This window comes from Chitinophaga barathri, assembly GCF_003807585.1.
Taxonomy (GTDB): Bacteria; Bacteroidota; Bacteroidia; order Chitinophagales; family Chitinophagaceae; genus Chitinophaga; species Chitinophaga barathri.
This window is the reverse complement of record NZ_RMBX01000001.1, coordinates 1-25,541: the sequence shown is the minus strand read 5'-3', so window position 1 is coordinate 25,541 and position 25,541 is coordinate 1. Positions and strand designations below refer to the sequence as shown.

23 protein-coding genes and 1 other RNA gene are annotated in these 25,541 nt (G+C 53.1%); 14 read left to right on the top strand and 10 right to left on the bottom strand.

Features of this window, described 5'->3' with window-relative positions:
* Positions 1–156 precede the first annotated feature (156 nt).
* The 7 genes from smpB to EG028_RS00090 all read right to left on the bottom strand — a co-directional run bounded on the left by smpB (position 157) and on the right by EG028_RS00090 (position 7,049).
* On the bottom strand, positions 157–597 hold the full coding sequence (gene smpB / locus EG028_RS00120; RefSeq protein ID WP_120514023.1) for an SsrA-binding protein SmpB: 441 nt from the start codon (positions 595–597) through the stop codon (positions 157–159).
* Between the two features lie 48 nt (positions 598–645).
* Positions 646–1,491: an acetyl-CoA carboxylase, carboxyltransferase subunit beta gene (gene accD / locus EG028_RS00115; protein WP_120514022.1), complete on the bottom strand. Its 846-nt coding sequence runs from the start codon at positions 1,489–1,491 to the stop codon at positions 646–648.
* A 125-nt stretch (positions 1,492–1,616) separates the two neighbouring features.
* On the bottom strand, positions 1,617–2,684 hold the full coding sequence (gene fbaA / locus EG028_RS00110; protein ID WP_120514021.1) for a class II fructose-bisphosphate aldolase: 1,068 nt from the start codon (positions 2,682–2,684) through the stop codon (positions 1,617–1,619).
* Between the two features lie 55 nt (positions 2,685–2,739).
* Positions 2,740–4,089, bottom strand: a complete 1,350-nt coding sequence (locus EG028_RS00105) for a M60 family metallopeptidase (RefSeq protein WP_120514020.1) — start codon at positions 4,087–4,089, stop codon at positions 2,740–2,742.
* A 194-nt stretch (positions 4,090–4,283) separates the two neighbouring features.
* A complete protein-coding gene (locus EG028_RS00100) occupies positions 4,284–4,733 on the bottom strand; it encodes a QcrA and Rieske domain-containing protein (protein ID WP_120514019.1) in 450 nt (149 codons plus the stop codon).
* 171 nt (positions 4,734–4,904) lie between these two features.
* Positions 4,905–5,681: a helical backbone metal receptor gene (locus EG028_RS00095; protein ID WP_120514018.1), complete on the bottom strand. Its 777-nt coding sequence runs from the start codon at positions 5,679–5,681 to the stop codon at positions 4,905–4,907.
* A 9-nt stretch (positions 5,682–5,690) separates the two neighbouring features.
* A complete protein-coding gene (locus EG028_RS00090) occupies positions 5,691–7,049 on the bottom strand; it encodes a pyridoxal-phosphate dependent enzyme (RefSeq protein WP_120514017.1) in 1,359 nt (452 codons plus the stop codon).
* Between the two features lie 64 nt (positions 7,050–7,113).
* Here EG028_RS00090 and bioD point away from each other — a divergent pair, with 64 nt between their 5' ends.
* The 10 genes from bioD (at position 7,114) to EG028_RS00040 (ending at position 16,901) form a co-directional block, all read left to right on the top strand.
* Positions 7,114–7,758 carry a dethiobiotin synthase gene (gene bioD / locus EG028_RS00085; protein ID WP_120514016.1) on the top strand — a complete coding sequence of 215 codons (645 nt, stop codon included), beginning with the start codon at positions 7,114–7,116 and terminating at the stop codon, positions 7,756–7,758.
* Positions 7,759–7,790: 32 nt separating this feature from the next.
* Positions 7,791–8,375, top strand: coding sequence for a 5-formyltetrahydrofolate cyclo-ligase (locus tag EG028_RS00080; protein WP_120514015.1), 585 nt, complete (start codon positions 7,791–7,793; stop codon positions 8,373–8,375).
* A 12-nt stretch (positions 8,376–8,387) separates the two neighbouring features.
* Complete coding sequence (gene lpxK, locus EG028_RS00075) at positions 8,388–9,464, top strand: tetraacyldisaccharide 4'-kinase (protein ID WP_120514014.1); 1,077 nt, start codon at positions 8,388–8,390, stop codon at positions 9,462–9,464.
* 30 nt (positions 9,465–9,494) lie between these two features.
* Positions 9,495–11,621 carry a ribonuclease R gene (gene rnr / locus EG028_RS00070; protein WP_120514013.1) on the top strand — a complete coding sequence of 709 codons (2,127 nt, stop codon included), beginning with the start codon at positions 9,495–9,497 and terminating at the stop codon, positions 11,619–11,621.
* Between the two features lie 32 nt (positions 11,622–11,653).
* Positions 11,654–12,625: a polyprenyl synthetase family protein gene (locus tag EG028_RS00065; RefSeq protein ID WP_120514012.1), complete on the top strand. Its 972-nt coding sequence runs from the start codon at positions 11,654–11,656 to the stop codon at positions 12,623–12,625.
* Positions 12,626–12,729: 104 nt separating this feature from the next.
* Positions 12,730–14,382: an amino acid permease gene (locus EG028_RS00060; RefSeq protein WP_120514011.1), complete on the top strand. Its 1,653-nt coding sequence runs from the start codon at positions 12,730–12,732 to the stop codon at positions 14,380–14,382.
* 118 nt (positions 14,383–14,500) lie between these two features.
* Positions 14,501–14,956: a DoxX family protein gene (locus tag EG028_RS00055; RefSeq protein WP_120514010.1), complete on the top strand. Its 456-nt coding sequence runs from the start codon at positions 14,501–14,503 to the stop codon at positions 14,954–14,956.
* Positions 14,957–14,989: 33 nt separating this feature from the next.
* Positions 14,990–16,012: a Smr/MutS family protein gene (locus EG028_RS00050; RefSeq protein ID WP_120514009.1), complete on the top strand. Its 1,023-nt coding sequence runs from the start codon at positions 14,990–14,992 to the stop codon at positions 16,010–16,012.
* 26 nt (positions 16,013–16,038) lie between these two features.
* Positions 16,039–16,415: RNase P RNA component class A (rnpB, locus tag EG028_RS00045), an RNA gene on the top strand.
* A gap of 36 nt (positions 16,416–16,451) precedes the next feature.
* Positions 16,452–16,901: a DUF4870 domain-containing protein gene (locus tag EG028_RS00040; protein ID WP_123864476.1), complete on the top strand. Its 450-nt coding sequence runs from the start codon at positions 16,452–16,454 to the stop codon at positions 16,899–16,901.
* A gap of 142 nt (positions 16,902–17,043) precedes the next feature.
* On the opposite strand, the gene EG028_RS00035 is transcribed toward EG028_RS00040, so the two are convergent.
* A complete protein-coding gene (locus tag EG028_RS00035; RefSeq protein ID WP_120514007.1) occupies positions 17,044–18,717 on the bottom strand; it encodes a S8 family serine peptidase in 1,674 nt (557 codons plus the stop codon).
* Positions 18,718–19,086: 369 nt separating this feature from the next.
* Here EG028_RS00035 and EG028_RS00030 point away from each other — a divergent pair, with 369 nt between their 5' ends.
* Positions 19,087–19,698 carry a histidine phosphatase family protein gene (locus EG028_RS00030; protein ID WP_120514006.1) on the top strand — a complete coding sequence of 204 codons (612 nt, stop codon included), beginning with the start codon at positions 19,087–19,089 and terminating at the stop codon, positions 19,696–19,698.
* A gap of 135 nt (positions 19,699–19,833) precedes the next feature.
* Here EG028_RS00030 and amaB read toward each other — a convergent pair whose 3' ends face one another.
* Positions 19,834–21,363: an L-piperidine-6-carboxylate dehydrogenase gene (gene amaB, locus EG028_RS00025; protein WP_120514005.1), complete on the bottom strand. Its 1,530-nt coding sequence runs from the start codon at positions 21,361–21,363 to the stop codon at positions 19,834–19,836.
* Between the two features lie 43 nt (positions 21,364–21,406).
* Here amaB and EG028_RS00020 point away from each other — a divergent pair, with 43 nt between their 5' ends.
* Positions 21,407–21,976, top strand: a complete 570-nt coding sequence (locus EG028_RS00020) for a YeeE/YedE family protein (protein WP_206614320.1) — start codon at positions 21,407–21,409, stop codon at positions 21,974–21,976.
* On the top strand, positions 21,973–22,383 hold the full coding sequence (locus tag EG028_RS00015) for a DUF6691 family protein (protein ID WP_241559027.1): 411 nt from the start codon (positions 21,973–21,975) through the stop codon (positions 22,381–22,383). Before EG028_RS00020 ends, EG028_RS00015 begins: the two co-directional genes overlap by 4 nt.
* 119 nt (positions 22,384–22,502) lie before the next feature.
* On the opposite strand, the gene EG028_RS00010 is transcribed toward EG028_RS00015, so the two are convergent.
* Complete coding sequence (locus EG028_RS00010; protein WP_120514003.1) at positions 22,503–23,396, bottom strand: DUF1338 domain-containing protein; 894 nt, start codon at positions 23,394–23,396, stop codon at positions 22,503–22,505.
* Positions 23,397–23,640: 244 nt separating this feature from the next.
* Here EG028_RS00010 and EG028_RS00005 point away from each other — a divergent pair, with 244 nt between their 5' ends.
* Positions 23,641–25,083 carry a BNR-4 repeat-containing protein gene (locus EG028_RS00005; protein WP_120514002.1) on the top strand — a complete coding sequence of 481 codons (1,443 nt, stop codon included), beginning with the start codon at positions 23,641–23,643 and terminating at the stop codon, positions 25,081–25,083.
* The last annotated feature ends 458 nt before the right edge of the window (positions 25,084–25,541 follow it).

Sequence of the window (25,541 nt, the reverse complement as noted above, 5' to 3'; positions counted from 1 at the left end):
AGAAAAATTTATACGTATAACAAGCCGGAATTTAAGAAGGTTTTAACAAAGCGCGAAACCCGCGGGGTTAATTTATTGCGGATGGAAGCGGCGGTTTGATTTACCGGTATACCTGCATTCCCCGGTATGCTGCGTCTGGGAAGGGATGGGCACCGGTCAGATCTTATAGTTCCGGCGCAGCTCACGGTCCACTTCACGGGCTTTGATGGAGTCCCTCTTGTCGTGCAGTTTTTTACCTTTACCCAGGCCGATCTCCATTTTGGCGATGCCTTTTTCCGTCATGAATATACGAAGGGGTACGATGGTATAACCCCGTTCCTGCATCCGCTTTTCCATTTTCTTCAGCTCTTTTTTCTGCAGCAGGAGTTTACGTTCACGCATGGGGTCGTGGTTCGCATAGGTGCCGTGGGAGTATTCGGCGATGTGAAGGCTTTTTACATAAAGCTCTCCTTTGGAAAAGTAACAGAAGCTGTCGTTGAAGCTCACCCTTCCTTCGCGGATGGATTTGATCTCGGTGCCTGTCAATACCAGTCCGGCGATATATTTATCTTCTATCGCAAATTCGAAATAAGCCGATCTGTTCTTTAATTCTGCCATGATGTGGGAAGGCCGGCCATGCAGTGTTACAGGGCCGGCCCAGGGTTATTATTGCTTGAAGAGCACCAGCAGGGTGCTCAGTTTGTTCTTGAGTTCTTTACGGTCGGTGATAAAATCCAGGAAGCCTTTGTCCAGCAGGAATTCTGCGCTCTGGAAGCCTTCGGGGAGGTCTTTTTTAATCGTTTCCTTGATCACGCGGGGGCCGGCGAAGCCGATGAGGGCGCCGGGCTCTGCCGTGTTGATGTCTCCCAGCATGGCGTAAGACGCGGTAACGCCGCCGGTGGTGGGGTCTGTCATCAGGGAAATGTAGGGGAGGCGGGCAGCTGCCAGCTGTGTGAGCTTGGCGGATGTTTTAGCCATCTGCATCAGTGAAAATGCACTTTCCATCATACGGGCGCCGCCTGATTTGGAAATGATCATCAGGGGCAGTTTGTTCGCAATGCAATAATCTATGCTGCGGGCAATCTTTTCACCTACAACGGAGCCCATGGAGCCGCCGATGAAGTTGAAGTCCATACAGGCCACTACAAGCCCGTTCCCGTTCACCTGGCCGGTGCCAACGCGCATTGCGTCGGAGAGGCCTGATTTCGCCTGTGCTTCCTTCAGCCTGGCACCGTAAGGTTTCAGGTCGCTAAAGCCCAGCTGGTCCTTTGGATAGATATTGCTGAAAAGTTCTTCAAAGGCGTTATCGTCAAAGATGATCTCGAAATACTCGGGTGAATTGATACGGTTATGAAAGTTACATTTGTCGCATACGTACAAATTCGCTTTCAGGTCTTTCATAGTGGTCGTTTTCTTGCAATTCGGGCATTTGTGCCATAAACCATCCGGCGCTTCTTTCTTTTCACTGGTAGTGGTTGATATACCCTGTTTGATTCGCTTAAACCAGCTCATACTGAATGTTGTACTAAATAATTAGATTAAAGAATAGTGGTGCAAGATACGATAAAATTAAATTTTTCGCTAAATCAAAAGGCCCCCGGGTGATCCGGAGGCCTTTTTGCACTTATTTCTGACGATTAAGCGTTGCGGTTGATGCAGTTCAGGTCGGTGAACGCTTCTTCCAGGCGCGATACGAAGGTTTCTTCGGCTTTGCGCAGCCATACGCGGGGATCGTAGTATTTTTTGTTGGGTTTATCCGCCCCATCGGGGTTGCCCAGCTGAGCCTGCAGGTATGCTTCCTTGGCTTTGTAATAGCCCAGGATGCCTTCCCAGAACGCCCATTGCATATCGGTGTCGATGTTCATTTTGATCACGCCATAGCCCAGTGTCTCGTTGATCTGTTGTTTCGGGGAGCCGGAGCCGCCGTGGAACACATAATAAACGGGCTTTTTAGCCGTACTGTGCTTTTTCTCTATATATTCCTGGCTGTTTCTCAGGATTTCAGGGCGCAATTCCACGTTGCCCGGGCTGTATACGCCATGTACGTTACCAAAAGCCGCGGCCACGGTAAAGCGGGGGCCTACCTGTGACAGGGTTTCGTAAGCGTAAGCCACGTCTTCGGGCTGGGTGTACAGCAGGGAGTTTTCCACGCCGGAATTGTCCACACCGTCTTCCTCACCGCCGGTAACGCCCAGTTCGATCTCGATGGACATACCCAGCTTGTTCATTCTTTCGAAGTATTTTTTGGATGTCTCGATATTCTCATGGATAGGCTCTTCGGAGAGGTCCAGCATGTGGGAGCTGTAAAGGGGCTGGCCGGTTTCTTTTTTGAATTTTTCACCCGCGTCCAGCAGACCGTCGATCCAGGGCAGCCATTTTTTAGCTGCGTGGTCCGTATGCAATACAACGGGCACGCCATAATATTTGGCTACTTCATGCACGTGTTTAGCACCGGAGATACCGCCGGAAATGTTGGCCTGCAGCTTGTCGTTCGGCATACCTTTACCGGCAAAGAACTGCGCACCGCCGTTAGAAAACTGGATGATTACCGGGGAATTTACCTTGGCGGCTGTTTCCAGTACCGCGTTCACGGAGTTTGTACCCACTACGTTCACTGCGGGCATGGCAAATTCATTCTGTTTGGCATCATTGTAGAGCGCTTCCAGCTCTTCGCCGAATAATACGCCGGCTTTGTACTTTCCCATAGACGATGATATGTTTTATTTTTTTAAAGGAAAGCAAATATAGGCAATTCAATTTTTAGTTTTCCCGCAAAGTTGACGGCTCCGTGGCGGGCGCAGGCAGGTTCAGCGCGGCTATGGCTGTGTAAGCGCTTTCATCGGGCTTCATACCCCACTTGCGGAAAAATACGCTGAGGTTATGCCCGCTGATGGTGCAGGCCTTCAGCATAAACCATTTCATTTTGGCCGCATCGTCCGCCAGTGAAGGTTTTTCCTGCCTTGCCGCCTTGTGCAGCCGGTGGTAAAACGCATCGCCGTAAGCCATCCATAGCTGGTGGAACATACAAAGGCGCACCCATACGTCTGTTCCGTCCCCGTTAAAGTCCTTGTCCGCGTCCGGTTTGGCGAAATAGGTATCTACTTTGGGCCATACATTGTCCTTTTTCAGGCGGGAAGGCGTGATGCCAAACTTGCGTTCCACGGCCAGGGAATAAACATTTACGGTCACTTCTCCCAGCGCTCCCCATGTCCAGGCGCCCTGCTGGTGCATATGGCCCAGCTCATGCCAGGGCCCCCAGCCGTCTTTGCCAAGCCCGTTCTGGGTGAGCACGGCCGCCAGTGTATTCTGGTAATATGCGGTGCGGTACCAGGTGGCCACCATATAGTAATCGGAGTTGTCCGTCTCCGTCATGAGGTATTTGTGGACATTCACGTTTTCCGCCGGGGAAGTACCATCCAGCCCGCTGATGGAATCTTCGATGTTGATCACACGGTCTGCAAGGCGCAGCACGGCGTCCTGGTCTTCCACCTGGTAGGCGACGGCGTTTGCCCGGGAAGCTACCATGATGGTGCGGTTGCTCACCAGCTGTACGTCCGGTACGTCCGTCATGGTTTTGAGGGCCTCCATCCAGTCTGTATGCGTGGTTTTGCCCAGTTGATAATAAGGTACGGGTTTCTGGCCGCTCACGAACCGCACCTTTGCGCTGGAATTACCCGGTGTGGTAGCGGTGAAACGCAGGTACAGCAAACCTCCCAGCGGATCGGTGATGGTGTTTTCACCGCTTTTCAGCTGTACTTCCTGCGGGTTCCATTTGTTCTTATAGCGGGAATAGGTGCCTACCAGCAGGATAGGCAATTTGCCGCCGGACACCTGCTCCACGTTCACTTTCAGCGGGATGTTAGGCGGGAGGTAAAAGCCCGTGGGCGTAAAATCAGATGCGGGAAAACTCTGCCCCAGCCGGTTTGCCTCGGCCGTGCCTGAAAATGTTTCAGTAACCTGTACCAGGCTGTCCGCTCTTGCGGTGACTGCTGTTACTACGACAGGTTTGGGTTTTTCTTCTTCAGGAATGATGGCGGGTGATGACGACTTTTTACAGGCAGCGCCAAATAAAATGGCTGCCAGAACAATAGAGTAGCTGCTCGTGGACATATAGATCTGGTTTTTCTGGTTATACAGTAAATGTAGTGTATTCCATTCCGTTAGCAGACCGAACTATCCGGATAAATGACATTGGTATTACAGAGCATGGAAAGGGCCGGCCGTTGCGGGCCAGCCCTTTGTAAGATAAATTTTTCACGGCGCGGGATTTCGGGTGATACCATCCGTCACCGCGATAACGGCCGTTATTTCACGGTAAGGGTATTACCGCTGATCTCAACGGTATATTTTGTGAGTGCCGCGGTTGCAGGGCCCATATTCACAGAGCCGTCCGAATTAAATTTGCTGCCGTGGCCGCAGGAGCTGCCGCATTCGATGATGCCGCCGTTCACGCCGGATAAGGTACAGCCCATGTGTGTGCAGGTGCTGGTTACCGCGGAGAATGACGCGGGCACATTGGAAGCGGCCAGCCTGATGAGCACTACGCCGCCGCTGATGATGGAGCTGCCCACAGCGGTGAGCTGGGTGGCGAGGTCTACCGTAAGTTTTGCATTGTTTCCGGGAGGATTGCCGGGGGGATTACCCGGAGGATCAGGCGTCGGGTCGTCGCCTTTCCCGCCGCAGGCCGCCAAACCGCCGGTACAGACAATAGCAAGGGTGATGCCCATATTGGACAAAAATTCTCTTCTTTCCATAATTGAGATGGTTTAAGGTTGTTGGTTGTTTATCAGATTCGTTTTAACGGCTTGTAAAAACGGTTTTTCAGGAAGATTACGGGAGATGATTTGCGTGGGTTGCCTCGGGAAAGAAAAAAAGCTCGCAATGATGGGATTGTTCCTTGCAATGAAAGGCTTTTTGCAGCGCTATCAGCATAATGTTTTCAGCAGGTCGTTGAAATAAGCGGGCGTATGCAGCAGCCTGCTGCCATACCAGGAGAACATCTCACCGTCCACCAGTAAAATATCCGCATCCGGGAGGTAGGCCCTGATCTCTTCGATATGTTTTTCTTTGAAAGGATAAGGCTCGCTGGACAACAATACCAGCTTACACGCACTGGCTGCCAGTTGGGGAAGGGTAACGGAAGGATAACGGGGGATATCCGCGAACACGTTTCTTAAGCCGCAGGCGCGCAGCATTTCATGTATGAATGTATCGCCCCCTGCTACCATCCATGGATCGCGCCAGATAAAATAAGCGGTGGGTATGGCGGTTTGAAGCGGTTGAACGAGATCAAAACGGTCCCGGATATTTTGTGTGAGATGCTGCGCGGCATGGCGTTTTGAAAGGATGTCGCCCAGTGAAGTGATCATATCCAGCGCATCATCCAGTGTGTGGATATCGCTTACCCATACGGGGTAATCTTTTGCCAGGGCTTCCACCTGGTCTTTTTCGTTTTCTTCTTTATTGGCAATGATCAGGTCCGGCCGCAGCGCCGCGATCACTTCGGGTTTCACCTGTTTGGTGCCGCCCACGCGGGTTTTGGTTCGGAACCATTCTTCCGGGTGAATGCAGAATTTTGTGATGCCCACGACATCCGCGCCCAGGTCGTACAGCAGCTCCGTTTGCGAAGGCACCAGCGATACGATACGCTGCGGCGGCGAAGGGATGTCCACCACGCGGCCGGTCTGATCTGTATACAACATGTGATGGGTTTAATTGCCGAGCGCCTGGATGATGTCGTATTTCGTGACGATATGATGCGCGCCGGTATCGTCCTGCGTGAGCACGGCGCCGTTCTCTTTGTTGATGTACACGGCCAGCTTTTCAATCGGCGTATCCATCGCCACGATTGGAAACGCTTTATGCATCACGCTTTCCACGGGAGCTTCTTTCAGTTCGGGCTGGTCTATCAGTTTGCTGAAGAGCCCGCCTTCGGAAATAGCGCCTATGATCTGCCCGTCTTTGAGCACGGGGAGATGTTCTATATCGAACTTCTTCATTTTGGCGATCACTTCATGCACTTTTTCTTCCGGCGCGATGGTCACCAGCGGCAGGTTGCGGCGGCTGTTCACCACGTCTTTCACTGTTTTTACGTCGAGGAAACCGCGTTCCATCATCCACTGGTCGTTGTACACCTTGGCTACATAACGGCTGCCATGATCGTGAAATACCACTACCACTACGTCCGTTGGTTTCAGTTTGTGTTTCAGCTGCTGAAGCCCCGCCATGGCGGAGCCTGCGGAATAACCCACAAATATGCCTTCTTCTTTGGAGATGCGGCGGGCCATTACGGCGCCGTCTTTATCCGTCACTTTTTCAAAGTGATCGATCACGCTCATGTCGTAGTTCTGCGGCACAAAGTCTTCCCCGATACCTTCAGTGATGTAGGGATGCACTTCGTTCATATCCAGTTCGCCGGTATCGAAGAATTTCTTCAGCAGGGAGCCATAGCTGTCTATGGCCCATACCTGTATATCCGGGTTCTTTTCTTTGAGGAATTTGCCGGTGCCGGTGATGGTGCCGCCGGTGCCGGTGGCCACTACCAGGTGCGTGATCTTACCGTCCGTCTGCTCCCAGATCTCGGGGCCGGTCTGCTCATAATGCGCGTCGCGGTTGGCCAGGTTGTCGTATTGATTTACGTAAAAAGAATCCGGTATTTCAGTGGCCAGGCGGCGGCTTACGGAGTAGTAGGACTTGGGATCTTCAGGCAGCACATTGGTGGGGCATACGATCACTTCCGCGCCTACGGCTTTAAGGATGTCCACCTTTTCCTTGGATTGTTTATCGGTAGTGGTAAAGATACATTTATAACCTTTGATGATGGCCGCCAATGCCAGGCCCATACCGGTGTTGCCGGAGGTGCCTTCGATGATGGTGCCGCCGGGTTTCAGCAGGCCGCGTTTTTCGGCTTCTTCCACCATACGCACGGCCATGCGGTCTTTGATAGAGTTGCCGGGGTTAAAGAATTCCACTTTTGCAAATACGGGGCAGGGCAGCCCGGCGCTTACGCGGTGGAGCTTCACCAATGGGGTATTTCCTATCGTTTCCAGTATGTTTTCGCAGTAGTTCATAAGTTTTGGTGCTTGGAAAACGAAATTAAGGTAATTGGTTGAATGATGATTTATATTTGCTTTTATGAATAATATCTTCATCACCGGCATAGGTACCGGCGTGGGCAAAACGGTGGCATCGGCCTGTGTAACGGAGGCGTTGGGTGCACAGTACTGGAAACCGGTGCAGGCGGGCCTGCAGGACGCAACGGATACACAAACCGTAAGGGCGCTGCTCAGTGAGCCGGCCAATGTGAAAGAGGAGCTGTACCGCCTCCGGATGCCCGCATCGCCGCACCTGGCGGCACGCACGGAAGGGCTTACCATTTACGAGGATCGCATTATCGAACATGCGAAACAGTTGCAGCAGGCTGATAAACCTTTGGTGATAGAAGGCGCTGGCGGGCTGATGGTGCCGCTCAGCGGGCAGTATTTCACGCTGGACCTCATCAAGGCGCTGGGTGCAAAAGTGATCATCGTGGCGCAGAATTACCTCGGCAGTATCAATCACAGCCTGCTCACCGCTATGGCGCTGCGCAACGCGGACGTGCCGGTGCTGGGCTGGATCTTTAACGGGGACCATCATACGAACGAAGACGATATCATCAGCTGGAGCCGCTACCACCGCATTACCCGCATCCCGCGGGCGCGCAAGCTGAACCACGATTTTGTGGCTGTACAGGCGGAGCTGATGCGGCCCGCGCTGCAGCAGCTGTTATCGGCCGTTTAAATACAACATCATACGAAGCCTGAACTGATCAAATGCCATTATACAAAAAGGATATCCGGAAAGACTATCTTGCGAAACGGCTGGCCATGAGCGAAGAGGAAGCCGCGCAGCTGAATGCCTCGTTGCTGGAACATTGCAGGGAGCTTACACTGGGCACGCCTTCTTTCATTCACCTATTTTTACCCATCGCCGCCAAAAAGGAAGTGGATACTTTCCCGCTGGCGGACTGGCTGAAGCGGCAGTACCCGGGCGTGCAGCTGGTGCTGAGCCGCTCGTACCTGGCCACCGGCAGCATGCAGCATTTCCGCTGGGACGATGCCACCCGCCTGGTGCATAACTCCTACGGCATACCCGAACCGGAAAGCGGTGAATTGGTGGCCCCGCAGGATATCGATGTGGTATTTGTGCCGATGCTGGCCTTTGACAAAACAGGGCAGCGTGTGGGTTATGGCAAAGGCATGTACGACACCTTTTTGCAGCAATGCAGGCCGGATGTGAAAGCCATCGGCCTCTGCCTGTTTGATCCGCTGCCGGAGCCGGTGGCAGACGTTTACCGCGGCGATGTGCCCATGGAAACCGTCGTGACGCCCGGCGGCATTTTTTATTTTTCAGCTTAAAACGAAAGTCCCGTGTGGCGATACCTGAATTACCTTTTATACCCGTTCTCCCTCTTATACGGCCTTGTATTGTGGATACGCAACCGGCTATACGACAACGGCCTGCTTACTTCCGTGGAATTTGACCTGCCAGTGATCGCCGTAGGCAACCTGTCTGTAGGCGGCACCGGCAAAACCCCGCATGTGGAGTACCTGATCCGCCTGCTGAAAGGGCAATACAACATTGCCACCCTCAGCCGCGGCTACAACCGCCGCACCAAGGGTTTCCTGCTGGCAACCGCCGGCACCACGGCCGCGGACATCGGTGACGAACCCATGCAGTTTCACCAGAAATTCCCGGACATCACCGTGTGCGTGGGTGAAGAGCGGATGCTGGCGGTGCCTGAGCTGCTGGGGGACCGGCCGGAAACGCAGGTGATACTGCTGGACGATGCTTTTCAGCACCGCTCTATCAAACCCGGCATGAACCTGATGGTGACGGATTACAGCCGGCTTTTTACCCGCGATCACGTAGTGCCCTTCGGGCGGCTGCGCGAAGGCAGGAAAGGATACGAGCGGGCCAGCGGCATCATCGTCAGCAAATGCCCTCCCGGCCTCAGCAGGCAGGAGCAGGATAAGATACGGGCGGAAATACAGCCATTGCCTCACCAGCGGTTGTTTTTCACGACCCTGAGTTATGGCCGGCCCTTCGATATGCTCACGAACGAAACGGCGGAAATACCCGCGGATGCGGGCATCCTGGTGGTCTGTGGCATCGCCCGGCCGGATCCTTTGGTACAACATTTGCTGCAAAGGCACAAAAACGTACACCTGCTCTCTTTCCCGGACCACTACTACTATACGCAAAAAGACCTGGACAAGATCAAACTGGAGCTTGACCAGCTGGACGGGGCGCCGAAGTTCATCATCACCACCGAAAAAGACGCCGTAAGGCTCCATCTGCTGCGGGAGCGCATCGGACATATGCAATTGGCCTTTAAAGTGATGCCCGTGGAAGTGGCATTCCTGTCAGGAGAGGAGGAATCGTTTAATAGTTTTATTTTTGACTATGTTGCAAATGTTATGTTGACGGCTGAGAATGACGCCTGACAATAAGCACCGCACCCTAAAATCATGTAAATGGCAAAGAAGAAGAAACCCAAAAAAGAAAGCAGCCAGAAAAAGACCTATAAAGGTATTGTGGATGTAACCCGCTCAGGGATGGCCTTTGTGGCGGTAGAAGGCCTGCCGAGCGATATTATGGTAAAACAGAAGAACCTGAACACCGCGCTGGACGGAGATGAAGTACTGGTGGATGTGATCCGCCAGGGCAAAGGCGTAGGCCGGATGGAAGGGTTCGTTACCGACGTATTAAAACGTAAAAAGACAGAATTCACCGGTACTATACAACTCAGCAAAACCTTCGCTTTCCTCGTGCCTGAGAAAGGAGCCGGGGTCCCCGATATCTACATTCCCGAAAACTCGCTCAAAGGCGCCAAAGACGGCGATAAAGCCGTAGTGCGCATCACGGCCTGGGGCGAAAAGACCCGCAAGCCCGTAGGCGAGATCGTGGAGATACTGGACGCCTCAGATTCCAACGACCTGGCGATGAAGGAAATACTCATAGAAAGTGGCTTCCCGCTGCATTACCCGGAAGAAGTGCTGGAAGAAACGGCCCGCATCTATGAAAAGATCACCGCGGACGAAGTGAGCAAACGCAAAGACTTCCGCAAGATACTCACCTTCACCATTGACCCCGTAGACGCCAAAGACTTTGATGATGCCCTGTCTATCCGCCGCCTGAAAAACGGCCTGCTGGAAATAGGCGTGCACATTGCGGACGTAAGCCATTACGTGGAGCCGCTCACCGCCCTTGACAAGGAAGCGGAGAAACGCGCCACCTCGGTGTACCTGCCGGACAGGGTATTGCCCATGCTGCCGGAAAAGATATCGAACGAGCTGTGCTCGCTTCGGCCGAACGAAGATAAACTGACCTTTTCCGCCGTGTTCCAGATCAACGACCAGGCGGAAGTGAAACAATACTGGCTGGGCCGCACGGTGATCCATTCCGCGCACCGCTTCACCTACGAAGAAGTGCAGGAGATCATCGAAAAAGGCGAAGGGCCGCACGACCAGGAAGTACTGCTGCTGAACAACCTGGCGCAGACCCTGCGTAAAAGGCGTTTCAAAGACGGTGCGATCAATTTCTCCTCGCAGGAAGTACGTTTTCAGCTGGACGCCGCCGGCAAGCCCATCGGCGTCACCATCAAGGAAAGCAAGGAAGCGCACCAGCTGATCGAAGAGTTTATGCTGCTGGCGAACAGGACAGTGGCGGAATATGTCTCCAAACAGAAGGTCAATAAAAACCCCGTGCCTTTCCCATACCGCGTGCACGACACGCCGGACGAGGAAAAGATGCATGTATTTGCCGTTTTTGCGAGTAAATTCGGGTATAAATTCGATGTGGCCGGACCGGAGACGATCGCGGCGTCCTTCAACAAGATGCTGCAGCTGGTACAGGGCAAACCGGAACAGCATGTGCTGGAAACCCTGGGCATCCGTACCATGGCCAAAGCGGTGTACACCACGGAAAACATCGGGCACTACGGGCTCGGTTTTGAGCATTACTGCCACTTTACCTCGCCCATCAGGCGTTATCCCGACGTACTGGTGCATCGCATCCTGGCGCAATGCTTGGCGGACGATGTGAAGATCGACAAGCAGCTGGAGAAACGCTGCAAACATTCCTCCGAAATGGAAAGAAAGGCCATGGACGCGGAACGCGCGGGCAACAAGTACAAACAGGTGGAATACATGCAGCAGTTCATCGGCGATACCTTCGAGGCCGTCGTAAGCGGTGTGGCGCATTTCGGCTTCTGGGCGGAAACCGTAGAGGCCAAATGTGAAGGTCTTATCAGCATTCACAACCTCAGCGAAGATTTCCGGCATTCCGAATCGGAATATGCGCTGGTAGGCATGCAGACCGGCCGCAGGATCAGGATAGGGGACAGGGTGACCATCCGCGTGGTGGCCGCCAGCCTTGCCAAACGCCAGCTGGATTACGACCTGGTGGAAGCCGATACGGACGGCGAAGGCAAACGCCCCTCCAAACGCAGGAGCGCCGAGGTACCGCGCGAAGGCGTATGGACGGAAGGCGCTGGCCCGGGCAGAAGCCGGAAACCAGCCGGCGCGGGCAAACCCGAACGCAGCAGCAGAAGCCGCAAGCCGGCTGAAGGCAAACCGCCGGCCAGGAAGAAAAAGAAGTAACAGAAGAACAAGAAGAATATAACATACGCATCATGCATTCATTTAAAGCTTTGTCAGCGCAGTTTGAAGAACAGTTTAGCAAAAGACAATTCCCGGACCATCCAGCCAACTTATACGACCCGGCCCAGTACATACTCGGCATCGGGGGAAAGCGGATCAGGCCTGTGTTGTGTTTGCTCGGAAATGAATTGTTTGATGAAATACAGCCTGACGCATTTCATGCGGCCAACGCCATAGAGCTGTTCCACAATTTTACCCTCATTCATGACGACATCATGGATAAAGCGCCGCTCCGCCGCGGCATGCCCACCGTGCACACGAAGTACAGCGATTCCGCCGCCATCCTGGCCGGGGACGTGATGCTCATCCATAGCTACGAGTACCTGAACAGGATCGCCGGCAAATACCGCACGAAGATCATCAACGTGTTCAATAAAGCGGCCCGCGAAGTATGCGAAGGCCAGCAGCTGGATATGGACATGGAGCAGACGCAGCCGGAGCGCGTGAAATACGAGGATTATGTGAACATGATCGCGCTGAAAACTTCCGTACTGCTGGCCGCCAGCCTGCAAATGGGCGCCATCACCGGCGGCGGCAGCGACGGCAACCAGAAGCATCTCTACGAGTTCGGCAAAAACGTAGGCATCGCCTTCCAGATACAGGACGATTACCTGGATGCTTTCGGCGATCCGAAGAAGTTCGGTAAAAAGCAGGGAGGAGACATCCTGATCAACAAAAAAACCTTCCTGCTCCTGAAAGCGCTGGAGCTTTGCAATCCCGCGCAGCGGCAGCACCTGCACCAGCTGATGGAAACCAATCCGGATAACAAGGTGGACGAGGTATTGCAGGTGTTCCATGATTGCAGGGTAGACGAATGGGCCGAAAAAGAAAAGGAACGTTTCAGCGAAATCGCCTACGGTCACCTGGAGGCCATCGCGGTATTATCGCACCGTAAAGAGGCGCTGAAAGAGGTGGCGGATTTTCTTTTGACGAGGCAACATTGATAACTGAATAGTATTATATTTGACCGTTAATGGTAAATGGCAACGAGAATTACAGTTGCTGTTTACCATTAACGGTTTTTAATATCAACCCTCAACTACAACAGATGTCTAAATCGCTTTTCAGGAAAAAGTCCCTTACCAGCATTTTGCAGGAAGCCAAGAAAAACGAGAGCGATGCGCATGCTTCAGGGCTTAAAAAAGTACTGACCGTGCGTGATCTTACCCTGATGGGTGTGGCGGCGGTGATTGGCGCCGGTATCTTTTCCACTATCGGCCAGGCCGCGTACGACGGCGGCCCCGGCGTAATTTTCCTTTTTGTGCTGACGGCGGTTACCTGCGGATTCACCGCGCTTTGTTATGCTGAATTTGCATCCAGGGTGCCGGTAGCAGGCAGCGCCTATACCTATTCTTATGTGGCATTCGGCGAACTGGCTGCCTGGATCATTGGCTGGGCGCTGATCCTGGAGTATTCTATCGGGAATATCGTGGTGGCCATTTCCTGGAGCAGTTATTTTAACAACGTGCTGGAAGGCATGAACGTTCACCTGCCCGCATGGCTCGTAACGGATTACCAGACGGCTAAGGAAGCCTTCGCCGAAGACCCCGCCAAAGCCCTCGCCTGGACCACCGCGCCTATTGTCAACGGCTGGCGTGTGATCATGAACATTCCCGCTTTCCTGATCGTGGTGCTCATCACTATCGTGGCCTATATCGGGATACGAGAGAGTAAAAAAAGCGCCAACGCCATGGTGGGCCTGAAACTGGTTGTACTGGCCGTGGTGGTGCTCATCGGCGTATTTTACATCGATACCAGCAACTGGACGCCCTTTTTGCCCAATCAATTTGAAGGCGTGCTGAAAGGCGTATCCGCCGTGTTTTTCGCCTATATCGGGTTCGACGCCATTTCCACCACCGCGGAGGAAAGCGCCAACCCGCAGCGGGATATGCCCCGGGCCATGATCTATTCCCTCATCATCTGTACTATCGTATACGTGGTGGTGACGCTGGTGATCACCGGCATGGTGAACTATTCGGAATTCAACAATGTATCGGACCCGCTGGCTTATGTGTTCGACAAACTGAACATGGAAAAAGTTGGGTACGTGATCTCCATCAGTGCCGTAATAGCCGCTACCAGCGTGATACTCGTGTTCCAGATCGGGCAGCCCCGCATCTGGATGAGCATGAGCCGCGACGGCTTGCTGCCCAAACGTTTTGCCAAAGTGCATCCCAAATTTCACACCCCCGGCTTTTCCACGATCGTAACGGGTTTTATCGTTGCCATCCCTTCATTGTTCCTGGAAAGCGGCATCGTTACGGACCTTACCAGCATCGGTACGCTCTTCGCGTTTGTACTGGTTTGCGGCGGCGTACTGCTGCTGCCTCCGGCGGATAAAAGTACCAAACGATTTAACCTGCCATACATCAACGGGATGATCATCGTGCCGGTGCTGTTCGTGGCATTTACGTTTTTCTTCCGCGAGCGCATCAAGGAAGCTTTTGTGAACATCGCTTATTTTGACCATGAACTGGTCCTGTTCCTGATATTCTACATCCTGGCGGCCGCCATCACCGTGCTTACGCTCATTAAACGCCTGTCGCTGATACCGGTGCTGGGCATGCTCTGCTGCCTATACCTGATGATAGAGATACCCGTATCCAGCTGGATCGTGTTCTTCTGCTGGATGGCCGGCGGCCTGGCGGTATATTTTATGTACGGCTACTGGAAAAGTAAACTGGCGCCTAAAACTGCTTAAATTCCATACGGACTGATATAAAGAACGGCCGTTTCCCGAAAAAGGGGAGCGGCCGTATATGTTTGGGGGATTTCGTAACTTTAGTACAGTAGCTCTTTCCTTACTTAAAACTTTCGTTATGAACCTCCTGCAACGCATTGAACGGTGGGGTGACAATCATCACCCCAAATGGATTGACGGTTTAAGGATTTTGCTGGGATTGCTCCTGATGTGGAAAGGTATTCAGTTTGTCGCCAACATAGACATCCTGAAGGCGCGGATCGCGGAACAGCCTTTCCTCACGGCGCTTTCGTTCTGGCTGGCTCATTACATAGTTTTCGCACACACTGTCGGCGGGTTGTTCATCGCCCTCGGCCTGCTTACCCGCGTAGGCGTCATCGCAAACCTGCCCGTACTGATCGGCGCGGTATTTTTTGTGAGCGCCGGTACCGGGCTCTTCTCCGTTTACCCCGAACTGAGCCTTTCCATCGCTGTTTTACTGATGCTCCTGTTTTTCCTCGTAGAAGGCAGTGGCCGCATTTCCGTGGACGAATATATGCGGCGGCACCCGGAGCCCGATAAAAGACCGGTGTAATTGAAGTAAAACTTATGCTTATTTTTGCCTGCTATGAAATATACAGTAGGCGACAAGATCCTCATGCTCCATTCCAAAGAGGAAGGTACAGTAGTGGATATCATCAACGATAAAATGGTACTCGTGGAAGTAGGCGGCGCCAGGTTCCCCGTGTACATGGACCAGATAGACTTCCCCTATTTTCACCGTTTTATGAAGAAACAAGCCCCTTTACCGCCCAAAAGGACCCCGGGTGAGGAAATCCGCAGGGAGAAGCCCGTACCCCACGTAAACAGGCCCGAAAGAGGCGTTTTTCTGACCATGCTCCCCGTATGGCAGACGGACGCTTTTGGCGATGACGTGGTGGAAGACATGAAATTTCATCTTTCCAACGAAACGAACCGCGCATATACCTTCCGCTTCGAGATCTGGCTGAACAATACCCTGTTCCTGGAGCTGAAACAGGAGATATTTCCCTTCCAGCACAATTACCTGGCAGACCTGGAGTTTGACCAGCTGAACGACAATCCCCGTTTTGAATTCAGCTTTTCGCCGAAGGAAACGGACCTGAAGCTGGCGGCTGCCCTCGTCAAGACCTGGAAAGTGAAGCCCAAACAACTGTTTCAGCAGCTGGAAACGCTCAAACAGCAGGAAAAGGCCACCATCGAATACCTGCTGTTCGACAAATACCCCTACAGGCAGGAGAAGGACGATTATGGCTTTACGCCCGTGGAAAAGAAAAAACTTTCCACTCTCACGTCTTTCCAGTCCCTGAAGGAAAACGCCCGCGTGGATGCCAAATATGAGATAGACCTGCATATAGACCGCCTGGCGGACAACTGGCGCGACCTGAGCCCGCTGGAGATCGTTGCCATCCAGCTGAATGAGTTCCAGCATTACCTGGACCTTGCCATCACCCAGCGCCAGCACAGCATGATCGTGATCCACGGGGTGGGCACGGGCCGCCTGCGGGACGAGCTGCACGAGATACTGAAGACGGTGCCGGAAGTGAAGTTTTTTGTGAACCAGTACCATCCCTTCTACGGTTACGGGGCTACAGAGATATTTTTTAAGTAGTTTTGCAGATTCCGGTTCACAACACCCGGCATAGCGGCGCTATCGTCTTTGCTGCGCAAGCGGCAGGGAAGGAAAGTCCGGACAGCATAGGGCAACGCACCACCTAACGGGTGGGGCGCCTGTGAAAACAGGCGTACAGAAAGTGCCACAGAAAATTACTTCCTCAGGGCAACCTGCGGTAAAGGTGAAAATGTGGGGTAAGAGCCCACATCCCGGAATGGTAACATTATGGGAGGGTAAACCTTGCGTGCTGAAATGCCATGTAAACGGTCGTTTGAGGGCTGCCCGCCTGATGACCGAGGGTAGGCAGATACAGGCGCTCAGTGATGAGCGTCGCAGATAAATGATAGCGGCCGATGCGAAAGCAAAGGCACAGAATCCGGCTTATAAGCTATGCCGGGTGTTGCAACCGGAGCCTTTAACCAAAATCGACATACTGATGGAAACACAAAAAGAAGACATCCGCGCCCGGAAGGACGACAGAACCTGGGGTTTTCTCGCACATCTTGGCGGTGTAATAGGCCAGGCCTTTTTCTCTCCCGTAGGCAACATCATCGGCGCGCTGGTGATCTGGCTGTTTAAAAGAAATGAATCAAAGTTTGTGGACATTGAAGGCAAAGAAGCCGTGAATTTCCAGATCACGATCAGCCTGCTCATGGTAGCCCTGAACATTATCAACGGCATCGCCTGGGGCGTATGGTCTTTCACGCACTTCCTGGTAAACGAGCCTTTTGTGCGGCACGGGCACTGGGATACGGAGTTTTTCTTCACCTTCGGTTTCAGCAAGGTCATCTGGGCCGTCAATCTTGCATTCTCCATCATCGCGGCCATCCAGGCGAACAAAGGCAACCATTACCGGTATCCTTTCAGCCTGAGGCTGGTGAAATAAATACTTGCGGTTTCCGCATACAGAAGGGCCGGTTGAAAAACCGGCCCTTCTTATTTTAACCTGTATGCAATTCCCGGTTAAACTAAAAAGGGCTGACCAGAAAGTTTACTTCCGGTCAGCCCCGTTATAATAGATGATAGCACTAGTCTTTTGTCAAAGACTGCATCTTTACTTTATTTTTCTTCGCGTTTTCGCCTTTGGTCTTAGCCGCCAGTTTCAGCGCCTCGTACACATTCACCACGCCACCGGAGCGGGAAAGCTCGGAGAAGGCCACCTGTTCGTCCTTGGCGCCAGGTTTGTTCACCATGTTGCCATCGGGCAGGGGAGTGGCGGATTTTTCGAGGATCTGTTTCAGCTGGCGCGCGCTCAGGTCCGGGTTGTAGGAGAGCACAAGCGCCGCAACCCCTGCTACTACAGGCGCCGCCATGCTGGTGCCGCTGGCGCTGCCGTATTTGTTGCCGCCGGGCACGGTGGAGTAGATCTGTACGCCGGGGGCGAATACGTCCACTTCTTTTTTACCGTAGTTGGAAAAGCCCGCGATCTTTGAACCGCTGCGCCCGTTGCCGGAAGCGCCCACGGTCAGCAGGTTGTCCGCCTCTTTGCCGTCGTTGAAAGTATCTTTAGGATAGTTTTCCACTTCGTCGTTGTTCGCGCCGTCGTTGCCCGCCGCATGTACCAGCAGCACGCCTTTTTCCTGCGCGTAACGGATGGCTTCATCCACCCATTCTTTCTGGGGAGAGAATCCTTTGCCAAAGCTCATATTGATGATCTGCGCGCCATTGTCCACCGCATAACGGATGCCCAGGGCCACGTCTTTATCTCTTTCATCGCCTTCAGGCACCACTTTCACGGCCATGATGCGCACATTGTCCGCAATGCCGTCTATGCCCAGGCCGTTGCCCCGGATGGCGCCAATGATGCCGGCTACGTGTGTGCCGTGGAAGGCAAACTGGCCCTGCACATCGTTGTTGCCGTAATAACGGTCGTTGATATCGTTCAGGTTGTCGCCCACAATAGTGGCGCGTTTATCGTTTGGCTCGCTGCCGGTGAATTCGGCTTTGCGTTTCAGGTCTTTTACGTATTCGCCGAGGTCGGTTTTAAGGGCCTGGTAGGTAGTGCCTTCTTCGCCGGTGCTGTTCAGCAGGCGCAGCGCAAAACTGCGGGCCAGCATCACATCCTGGTCCGCGCTGCGGAGCGTGTCCAGCTGTTCCATGGTGAAGTCGTTCGTTTTGAGATGCTCGGCGAGGATACTTTCACATTTGAGGAGGTTTTCCTGCACTTTGAGCATCATCTTGTAATCCGTTTTGGCCTGTGAGGAAGGCTTCTGGATACGGTCTTTCAGCCGCGTCCAGTACACGAATTCCTTGCTGTCCTTTTCCAGGGCGGAATCGGGGTTGCCATATTGCCTGCGGAGGCGGTAATATTCGCGGGTGGCTTCGTCGGAATCCTCTTTTACGGTCCCGCCGTCTTTGGCCCCCAGGAAGTTCCAGCCATATACGTCGTCCACGTAACCGTTTCCGTCGTCATCAATATGGTTGCCGGGGATCTCTTTCGGGTTGCGCCAGAGAATGTCGCGAAGGTCTTCGTGCGTCGTGTCTATACCGGAATCTATCACGGCTACGATCACGGTTTTGCCTTTTTTGCCTTTCAGCAGCTCGCTGTAGGCTTTTTCGGCTCCCACGCCATACACGCTGTCTGTTCCATAGCTCAGTAATTGCCAGTTTTTCGGCACTGCTGCTTTCTGTTGACTAAAACCGGTTGCAGACGTTGTAAAAACCAAACCTGCTACAATGGCCAGCTCTCTGCAAATGTTCATTTTATTCAATTTTCCTAGATATTACAATTCAAATACCGCAATTCGTTAAAGGTATGGTAAATGCGTTATAACAGATGATTATGTGTGGTGAATGGCGCATCAGCTTGACTATTGGTTAGGAACCACTAGAAAACATGGTTCCGATATTTATCATGCTGGCGGCCTTTACACTGCCATAGCTCCTTTTGTCATTAACCGCTTTACAGACTGCGGTTTTCCCGGTATTTTTATAGTACATCAACCTACAAATCTCCTGTCGGGAAAAGGGGCAAAGATCATGATTTCGGCCCTATGCTTACACTCAATTAACATTTCTTTCACTTTAAACCACCCTGTTTAGTTTTTTCTTCATATATTAAATTTTCCGCCATGTTTAAAACAATTGTATTAGCAACCATGACCTGGACCGTGCTGAGCGCCGGCCAGCCGCCGGGGGCATTGCCTGCCGGCAATTTTCTGAGCAGTATGCTACCCGGGCCTGCAGACCGGCAGGAGCCCCGGCCAAAGGAAGCCGCGCCCACTGCCATTATTTTTGTGAATTGTGCTGAAACCCTGCAAAAGGGGACCAAGGCAAGCCTCAGTATCACCGGCAGGGAGCAGGCCGGCCACCTGGCGAAATTCCTGGAGAATGAGCCTGTAGCCGCCATTTATTCCCCGTACAACTCCTGCCTGGTGGAAACGGTGACGCCTTTGGCACAAACAAAAGGGTGTAAAGTGGAATATTACCGGGACGCCTGTGATGACAACCCGCAGGTGATGCGCCACATCCTGGAAACGATGCTGGAACGGAACGACGGTAAAACCATCGTTGTCTGCGCTCCCTCAAAAAGTATTACGTCGATGGCAAAGATGCTGGGGATCAGGGAAAAAGACCTGAAATACAGCAGGGGCGTGTTTAACGAGGTGCTGATCGTCAACGTTTTAGGTTTTGGGGAAGCAGTAGCACAAAAGTTGAATATGAATTTTCAAAAAAAAGTGTAATATTTATACCCAGAGAGCGTACATGATGCTTCTCAGCATCAGTATTCTTTCTCATAAGCATGGTTTCCGTTTAACGAAAAAGCGGGGTTATCCAACCCCGCTACTTCACTTAAGACATATACTTTTCCTCCCGCTTTACAGATCGAATTTAATCCCCTGCGCCAGCGGTAGTTTATCCGTGTAATTGATCGTATTGGTCTGCCTGCGCATATAAGCCTTCCAGGCATCTGAGCCGCTCTCACGGCCGCCTCCCGTTTCTTTTTCACCGCCAAATGCACCGCCTATTTCCGCGCCGGATGTTCCGATGTTCACATTGGCGATACCACAGTCGGACCCGCCCTGGGAAAGGAATTGTTCCGCTTCGCGCAGGTTGAGGGTCATGATGGCTGAAGAGAGGCCCTGCGGCACGTTGTTCTGCAGGGCAATGGCCTCGTCCAGCGAGCTGTAACGTACCAGGTAAAGGATGGGCGCAAAGGTTTCGTGCTGCACGATGCTGTATTCGTTTTTCACCTCGGCTATGGCGGGTTTCACGTAACAGCCGGATTCGTAGCCTTTGCCTTCCAGCACACCGCCTTCCACGATAAATTTACCGCCTTCGGCTTTGCATTTTTCGATGCTTTGCAGGTATAGTTCCACCGCCTGTTTGTCGATCAGCGGGCCTACATGGTTGTGCTGGTCCAGCGGGTCGCCGATGCGCAGCTGTTTGTAAGCGTTTACCAGTTTGGTTTTGAAGGTATCGTACACGCTGTCGTGAATGATGAGGCGGCGGGTGGAGGTGCAGCGCTGGCCGGCGGTGCCTACGGCACCAAACACGCAGCCGATGAGGCTCATATCGAGGTCCGCGTCTTTGGAGATGATAATGGCATTGTTGCCGCCCAGCTCCAGCAGCGCCCTTCCCAGGCGTGCGCCTACAGCGGCGCCCACGGCCTTGCCCATGCGGGTGGAGCCGGTGGCGGATACGAGGGGCACGCGCGCGTCCGCAGCGAGCCATTCGCCCGTGTCGCGACCGCCTATAATAAGGCAGCTTACGCCTTCGGGTACTTTATTTTCGGCAAATACTTTAGCGGTGATGTGCTGGCAGGCCAGCGCGGTGAGGGGCGTTTTTTCGGAAGGCTTCCATACGCATACGTCGCCGCAAACCCATGCCAGCATGGAGTTCCAGCTCCATACGGCCACCGGGAAGTTAAACGCGGAAATGATGCCGGTGATACCCAGCGGGTGCCATTGCTCATACATGCGGTGGCCGGGCCTTTCCGAGTGCATGGTGAGGCCATGCAGCTGGCGGCTGAGGCCTACCGCAAAGTCGCAGATGTCGATCATTTCCTGTACTTCGCCATATCCTTCCTGGAGGCTTTTGCCCATTTCGTAGCTCACGAGGCGGCCCAGGGATTCTTTATGTTCTCTTAAGGCCTGGCCTACCTGGCGCACTACTTCGCCGCGGCGCGGCGCGGGCCATTGGCGCCATTCGGTGAAAGCTTCCGCCGCTTTGCTGATCACTGCGTCGTAATCGGCGCGTGAAGCGGTTTTGACGGTGGCGATATCCTTCCCGTCCACGGGGGAGAAGGAGGTAAGTGTGTCCCCGCCTGCTTCCAGCCAGGTGCTGCCGGTGGAAACCCCGCTGTTGGCGGCTTCAATATTGAATTCCCTGAGAATGTTCTGCATCATGCTTATATCTGTTTTCAATGATGAATTTTTGTACTTTCAATTTATGAATATCCTGAAAGAACCTTGGCCCTGGTACGTAGCGGGGCCGCTAATAGGGCTCGCCGTGCCGCTGTTGCTGATCATAGGCAACAAGGCCCTTGGTATTTCCTCTTCGCTCCGGCACATCTGCGCCGCCTGTATCCCCGGCAAAATTCCTTTTTTTCATTATGATTGGAAAAAAGAAAGCTGGAATTTAGTTTTTGTGGGCGGCATCATGCTGGGCGCCATCGTCACTTTACTGTTCCTGCAGAATGGTGAGCCGGTAAAGCTCAACCCTTCCACCATTGCGGCTTTGCAGGCTGCGGGCGTGCAGGAATTTGACGAGCTGATGCCCGGTGATATTTTTAACTGGGGCAATGCTTTTAATGCCACAGGACTGATATTTTTTGTTGCCGGCGGTTTTATGGTCGGTTTTGGCACCCGGTATGCAAACGGATGCACTTCCGGTCACGCTATCATGGGCATCTCCACGCTGCAATGGCCTTCCATGGTGGCTACCGTTTGTTTTATGGCGGGCGGTTTTGCCATGACTAACCTCATTTTACCTCACCTCATGAAATGGCTGCTGTTATGAAAAACCTGAAATTCCTCCTGGTAGGGATGGTGTTCGGCATTATCCTCGTAAAATCCGAAGTGATCTCCTGGTTCCGCATCCAGGAAATGTTCCGCCTGGAATCTTTTCATATGTACGGGGTAATAGGCAGCGCCATTGCCACGGCTATGATCGGTGTATTGCTGATCCGCAGGCTGAAGCTGCGAACACTCTCCGGCGAAGAGATCGTGATCCCGAAAAAACCATTCACCAAGGGCAATGTGATCGGCGGGCTGATCTTCGGGCTGGGCTGGGCTATTACCGGCGCCTGTCCCGGGCCGCTGTTTGCCCAGATCGGCAGCGGGTTCACCGTGGTGATCATTACGCTGTTGAGCGCTATTGCCGGCACCTGGGTATATGGCCGGTTCAGGGAGAAGCTACCGCATTAACGGCCGTTATCTCCTTTTTTGCCCTGCCCCGTCAGCCGCAAACCGCCGCTCTGTAACCAGACAGCCCTGCATCGTGCCGGTAAAAAGGCCTTTTGCCTTCATTTTTCCGTCCCTTCCGGCTACTTTTTGCCCGTTTGCGCGGAATAAGTGCTCTCAAATATCTTATCCGCGTTATTCGCCTCAAATCCTTCCCTGCGATGCTCACGCCTGATCTCTGAAGCGGGCAGCTGTGCAAACTGCGGCAGCACCCTTCTTTCCGCAAACTCCACGTAAGAGCCCGCGATCTCTATCGATTCATTGTCCGCAAAGGTGGCGGAGATCATCCGCGCTACGGTGGAGCTTTGCGCCAGGCCATTGTCCGGGCTGGTCTTTACTTTACCGCCCGAATCGTTCAGCCGGAATCCCTTCTTTTCAAGGAAGGCATTGAAATCGGCCACGGTATTATATCCCGGCTTCAGGTTGTGTACGCTTACGGTGAAATGGTTCAGGTAATAACGGTTGTAGATCACCCAGGCCGCGTATTCGCTTTCCGCCGCCAGCGTTTTATAATCGGCAACGGTAGGCGTGCGCCAGAGCGCGCTGTGCAGGAAGTGGTCCACGGCCCCGCCGTTGTCCAGGTCCAGGCTGTCCACCGGGTCGGATGTTACCTCGCCGGTATAACTGTGAATGATGTCCTGCGCCTGCCGGCTGAGGTCTTTCACACGCAGCTCGCTGATAAAGATGCGGGGATATTTATCCGCCGGGGGTGCATACCAGTAAGCATCCAGCTTTTTTTCCGGGAAGTCGTAGTAGTCCTTTTTCGTATATCCGTAATGGAGAAATATTTTCTCAAGGGACTGGATGCCCAGGTGAGGCACGCCCAGCGTACGGAAGGCGATATGGTCATTTTCGATGTCCGCGTCACTGGCAATAATTCCTTCCGTCACCATTGCATCAATAATAGCGCCCACATCGGGAACGCGCTCTTTATAACGGCTCATCAGTCCGTTCAAAACTGTTTCCAGCGTAGTCATGTTCTGTGTTGTAGTAATTTATGAAATGGAGGTTAATAAGCAGGTGAAGGCATACGGCTCATGGCACATGCGAGCAGGTGCTGCGCAGAAAGGAGAGGAGTGAGAGTTGTATGTTCAATAATGCGTTCACGGGAACGAATATAACGATCAATCCGGAATTAGAAAAATGAGCGGGTGCCGGCAGGTATGACTATAGCCATCAGGCACAGGTTGCGCCGGCTGGGAATATGCTTTATATTACGGCATGAACCGTATTTCCCTGCTCATGCTCCTGCTGGCTGCCACCTCTCTCAAAGCACAGGAGCCGCGTTTTATCAACCAGCCCGATAACGGCTACCGGGGCATCTGGTATAGCATCGGCGCCACCGGCAACGAGTATGCTTACAAATACGGCGGCGGCCTGGCCACGTATCCTTCCAACCATTACCCCTTCTCCGTATATGCGGCTAAAGTCAACAAAACATTTTTCTGCTACGGCGGTACGGACTCCACCGGCAAAACGCTGCTGCACGAAGTAGGCTGCTTCGACCACCGCACCGGCATGGTATCGCGCCCTACCATCGTGATGGACAAAGCCACCGGCGATGCGCACGATAACCCCGTGATACAGATAGACAAAAACGGCTACATATGGTTATTCTCCACCTCGCACGGCGTGGAGCGCCCTTCATTTATCTACCGCAGCAGCAAACCTTACGATATCGGGAGTTTTGATAAGATCAAAGCATTCAAAGGCGATGTGCCCATGGATAATTTTTCCTACCTGCAAATGTATTACGATCCCGCACACGGCTTCCTCGGCCTGTTCACACACTATGAAATGCAGCAGCTGAAGTATGGTAAAAAGAACTGCCGCGTGATCTCCTGGATGACGAGCACAGACGGCATTCATTGGTCGCCCTGGAAAGACCTGGCCAATATGGAAGAAGGCCACTACCAGACCAGCGGCCAGAAAGGCGGGCGCATCGGCACCGCGTTTAATCATCATCCGAACGTGCAAAAGGGCGCTGGGCTTGATTACCGTACGAACCTGTATTACCTGCGGACGGACAACTTCGGCGGCAGCTGGACAAACGTTAACGGCGCGCCGCTCAGCCTGCCGCTGCGTACCGGCGATACTTCGGCGCTTGTGAAGAATTACGCCGCTGAAGGCCTGAACGTATATATCAACGATCTCAATTTCGATCGTTCCGGCAATCCCGTGATCCTTTACGAAACCAGCAAAGGCCCCGAGCCCGGCCCTGAGCAGGGTATGCGGCAGTGGTACACCGCGCATTGGAAGTCCGGCCACTGGCAGATCAGGCCGCTTACCGCCACGGATCACAATTACGATATGGGCTCGCTGATGATAGAGAAAAGTGGCATATGGCGTGTGGTGGCGCCTACCACCAACGGTCCGCAGGCCTACAATACCGGTGGCGAGATCGTGATGTGGGAAAGCCGCGACGAAGGGAACACCTGGAGCGCAAAACCACTGACGGCAAACAGTCAGTACAACCATTCTTACCCACGCCGCGCCGTAAACGCGCATCCCGGCTTTTACGCCTTCTGGGCGGATGGGGACGGGCGCAAACCTTCCGTTTCGCACCTGTATTTTACAGACGATAAAGGAAATGTATACCGGCTGCCGGAGAGGATGAAGGAGCTGTATGAAAAGCCGGAACTGATGCCGAAACCAAAAAGATAGCCGCCAGCGGAGAGTCGTAGTCTGCCTGGGCACCGCTGGCGCAAAGCCCGTCATTGCGAGAAGCAGCAGCGCTAAAGTGGGTGGGGCGACGAAGCAATCTCCTGCATCGAAGAGATGTACGCCAATATCTGGAGATTGCTTCGTCGCGGCTCCTGCACAAATCCCCGCTGCTCCTCCTTTAGTTCAAAATAGTTCTTTGAAAAAGATTGCTACTACTATTACTACTATAAGCATTTAAGGAGGGGGGCCCGGGGGAGTGCGGATACTGTGAAAAAGATGTGCATTTTTGTGGAAAGAGCGGGGGGAACTTGCTGCTCCTCTAGACTTTGCAGGTCTATATTGCGTATTAGTCCCCGCTCCTCCACCGTTGCTTCAGGCCCAGTTAGAATTTTAGACAATGTAGGTCTAATAAAGGTCTTAGGCTACAAGCAACATTTTTTCATACTTAATTATAAAGT

Coding starts and splice junctions, on each gene's coding strand:
- EG028_RS00105 (WP_120514020.1), bottom strand. CDS start 4,089: ATGTCCACGAGCAGCTACTCTATTGTTCTGGCAGCCATTTTATTTGGC.
- accD (WP_120514022.1), bottom strand. CDS start 1,491: ATGAGCTGGTTTAAGCGAATCAAACAGGGTATATCAACCACTACCAGT.
- amaB (WP_120514005.1), bottom strand. CDS start 21,363: ATGATGCAGAACATTCTCAGGGAATTCAATATTGAAGCCGCCAACAGC.
- rnr (WP_120514013.1), top strand. CDS start 9,495: ATGGCAAAGAAGAAGAAACCCAAAAAAGAAAGCAGCCAGAAAAAGACC.
- EG028_RS00005 (WP_120514002.1), top strand. CDS start 23,641: ATGAACCGTATTTCCCTGCTCATGCTCCTGCTGGCTGCCACCTCTCTC.
- EG028_RS00100 (WP_120514019.1), bottom strand. CDS start 4,733: ATGGAAAGAAGAGAATTTTTGTCCAATATGGGCATCACCCTTGCTATT.
- EG028_RS00035 (WP_120514007.1), bottom strand. CDS start 18,717: ATGAACATTTGCAGAGAGCTGGCCATTGTAGCAGGTTTGGTTTTTACA.
- EG028_RS00030 (WP_120514006.1), top strand. CDS start 19,087: ATGTTTAAAACAATTGTATTAGCAACCATGACCTGGACCGTGCTGAGC.
- EG028_RS00040 (WP_123864476.1), top strand. CDS start 16,452: ATGGAAACACAAAAAGAAGACATCCGCGCCCGGAAGGACGACAGAACC.
- bioD (WP_120514016.1), top strand. CDS start 7,114: ATGAATAATATCTTCATCACCGGCATAGGTACCGGCGTGGGCAAAACG.
- EG028_RS00060 (WP_120514011.1), top strand. CDS start 12,730: ATGTCTAAATCGCTTTTCAGGAAAAAGTCCCTTACCAGCATTTTGCAG.
- EG028_RS00015 (WP_241559027.1), top strand. CDS start 21,973: ATGAAAAACCTGAAATTCCTCCTGGTAGGGATGGTGTTCGGCATTATC.
- EG028_RS00050 (WP_120514009.1), top strand. CDS start 14,990: ATGAAATATACAGTAGGCGACAAGATCCTCATGCTCCATTCCAAAGAG.
- EG028_RS00095 (WP_120514018.1), bottom strand. CDS start 5,681: ATGTTGTATACAGATCAGACCGGCCGCGTGGTGGACATCCCTTCGCCG.
- EG028_RS00055 (WP_120514010.1), top strand. CDS start 14,501: ATGAACCTCCTGCAACGCATTGAACGGTGGGGTGACAATCATCACCCC.
- EG028_RS00065 (WP_120514012.1), top strand. CDS start 11,654: ATGCATTCATTTAAAGCTTTGTCAGCGCAGTTTGAAGAACAGTTTAGC.
- EG028_RS00020 (WP_206614320.1), top strand. CDS start 21,407: ATGAATATCCTGAAAGAACCTTGGCCCTGGTACGTAGCGGGGCCGCTA.
- EG028_RS00010 (WP_120514003.1), bottom strand. CDS start 23,396: ATGACTACGCTGGAAACAGTTTTGAACGGACTGATGAGCCGTTATAAA.
- EG028_RS00090 (WP_120514017.1), bottom strand. CDS start 7,049: ATGAACTACTGCGAAAACATACTGGAAACGATAGGAAATACCCCATTG.
- smpB (WP_120514023.1), bottom strand. CDS start 597: ATGGCAGAATTAAAGAACAGATCGGCTTATTTCGAATTTGCGATAGAA.
- fbaA (WP_120514021.1), bottom strand. CDS start 2,684: ATGGGAAAGTACAAAGCCGGCGTATTATTCGGCGAAGAGCTGGAAGCG.
- EG028_RS00080 (WP_120514015.1), top strand. CDS start 7,791: ATGCCATTATACAAAAAGGATATCCGGAAAGACTATCTTGCGAAACGG.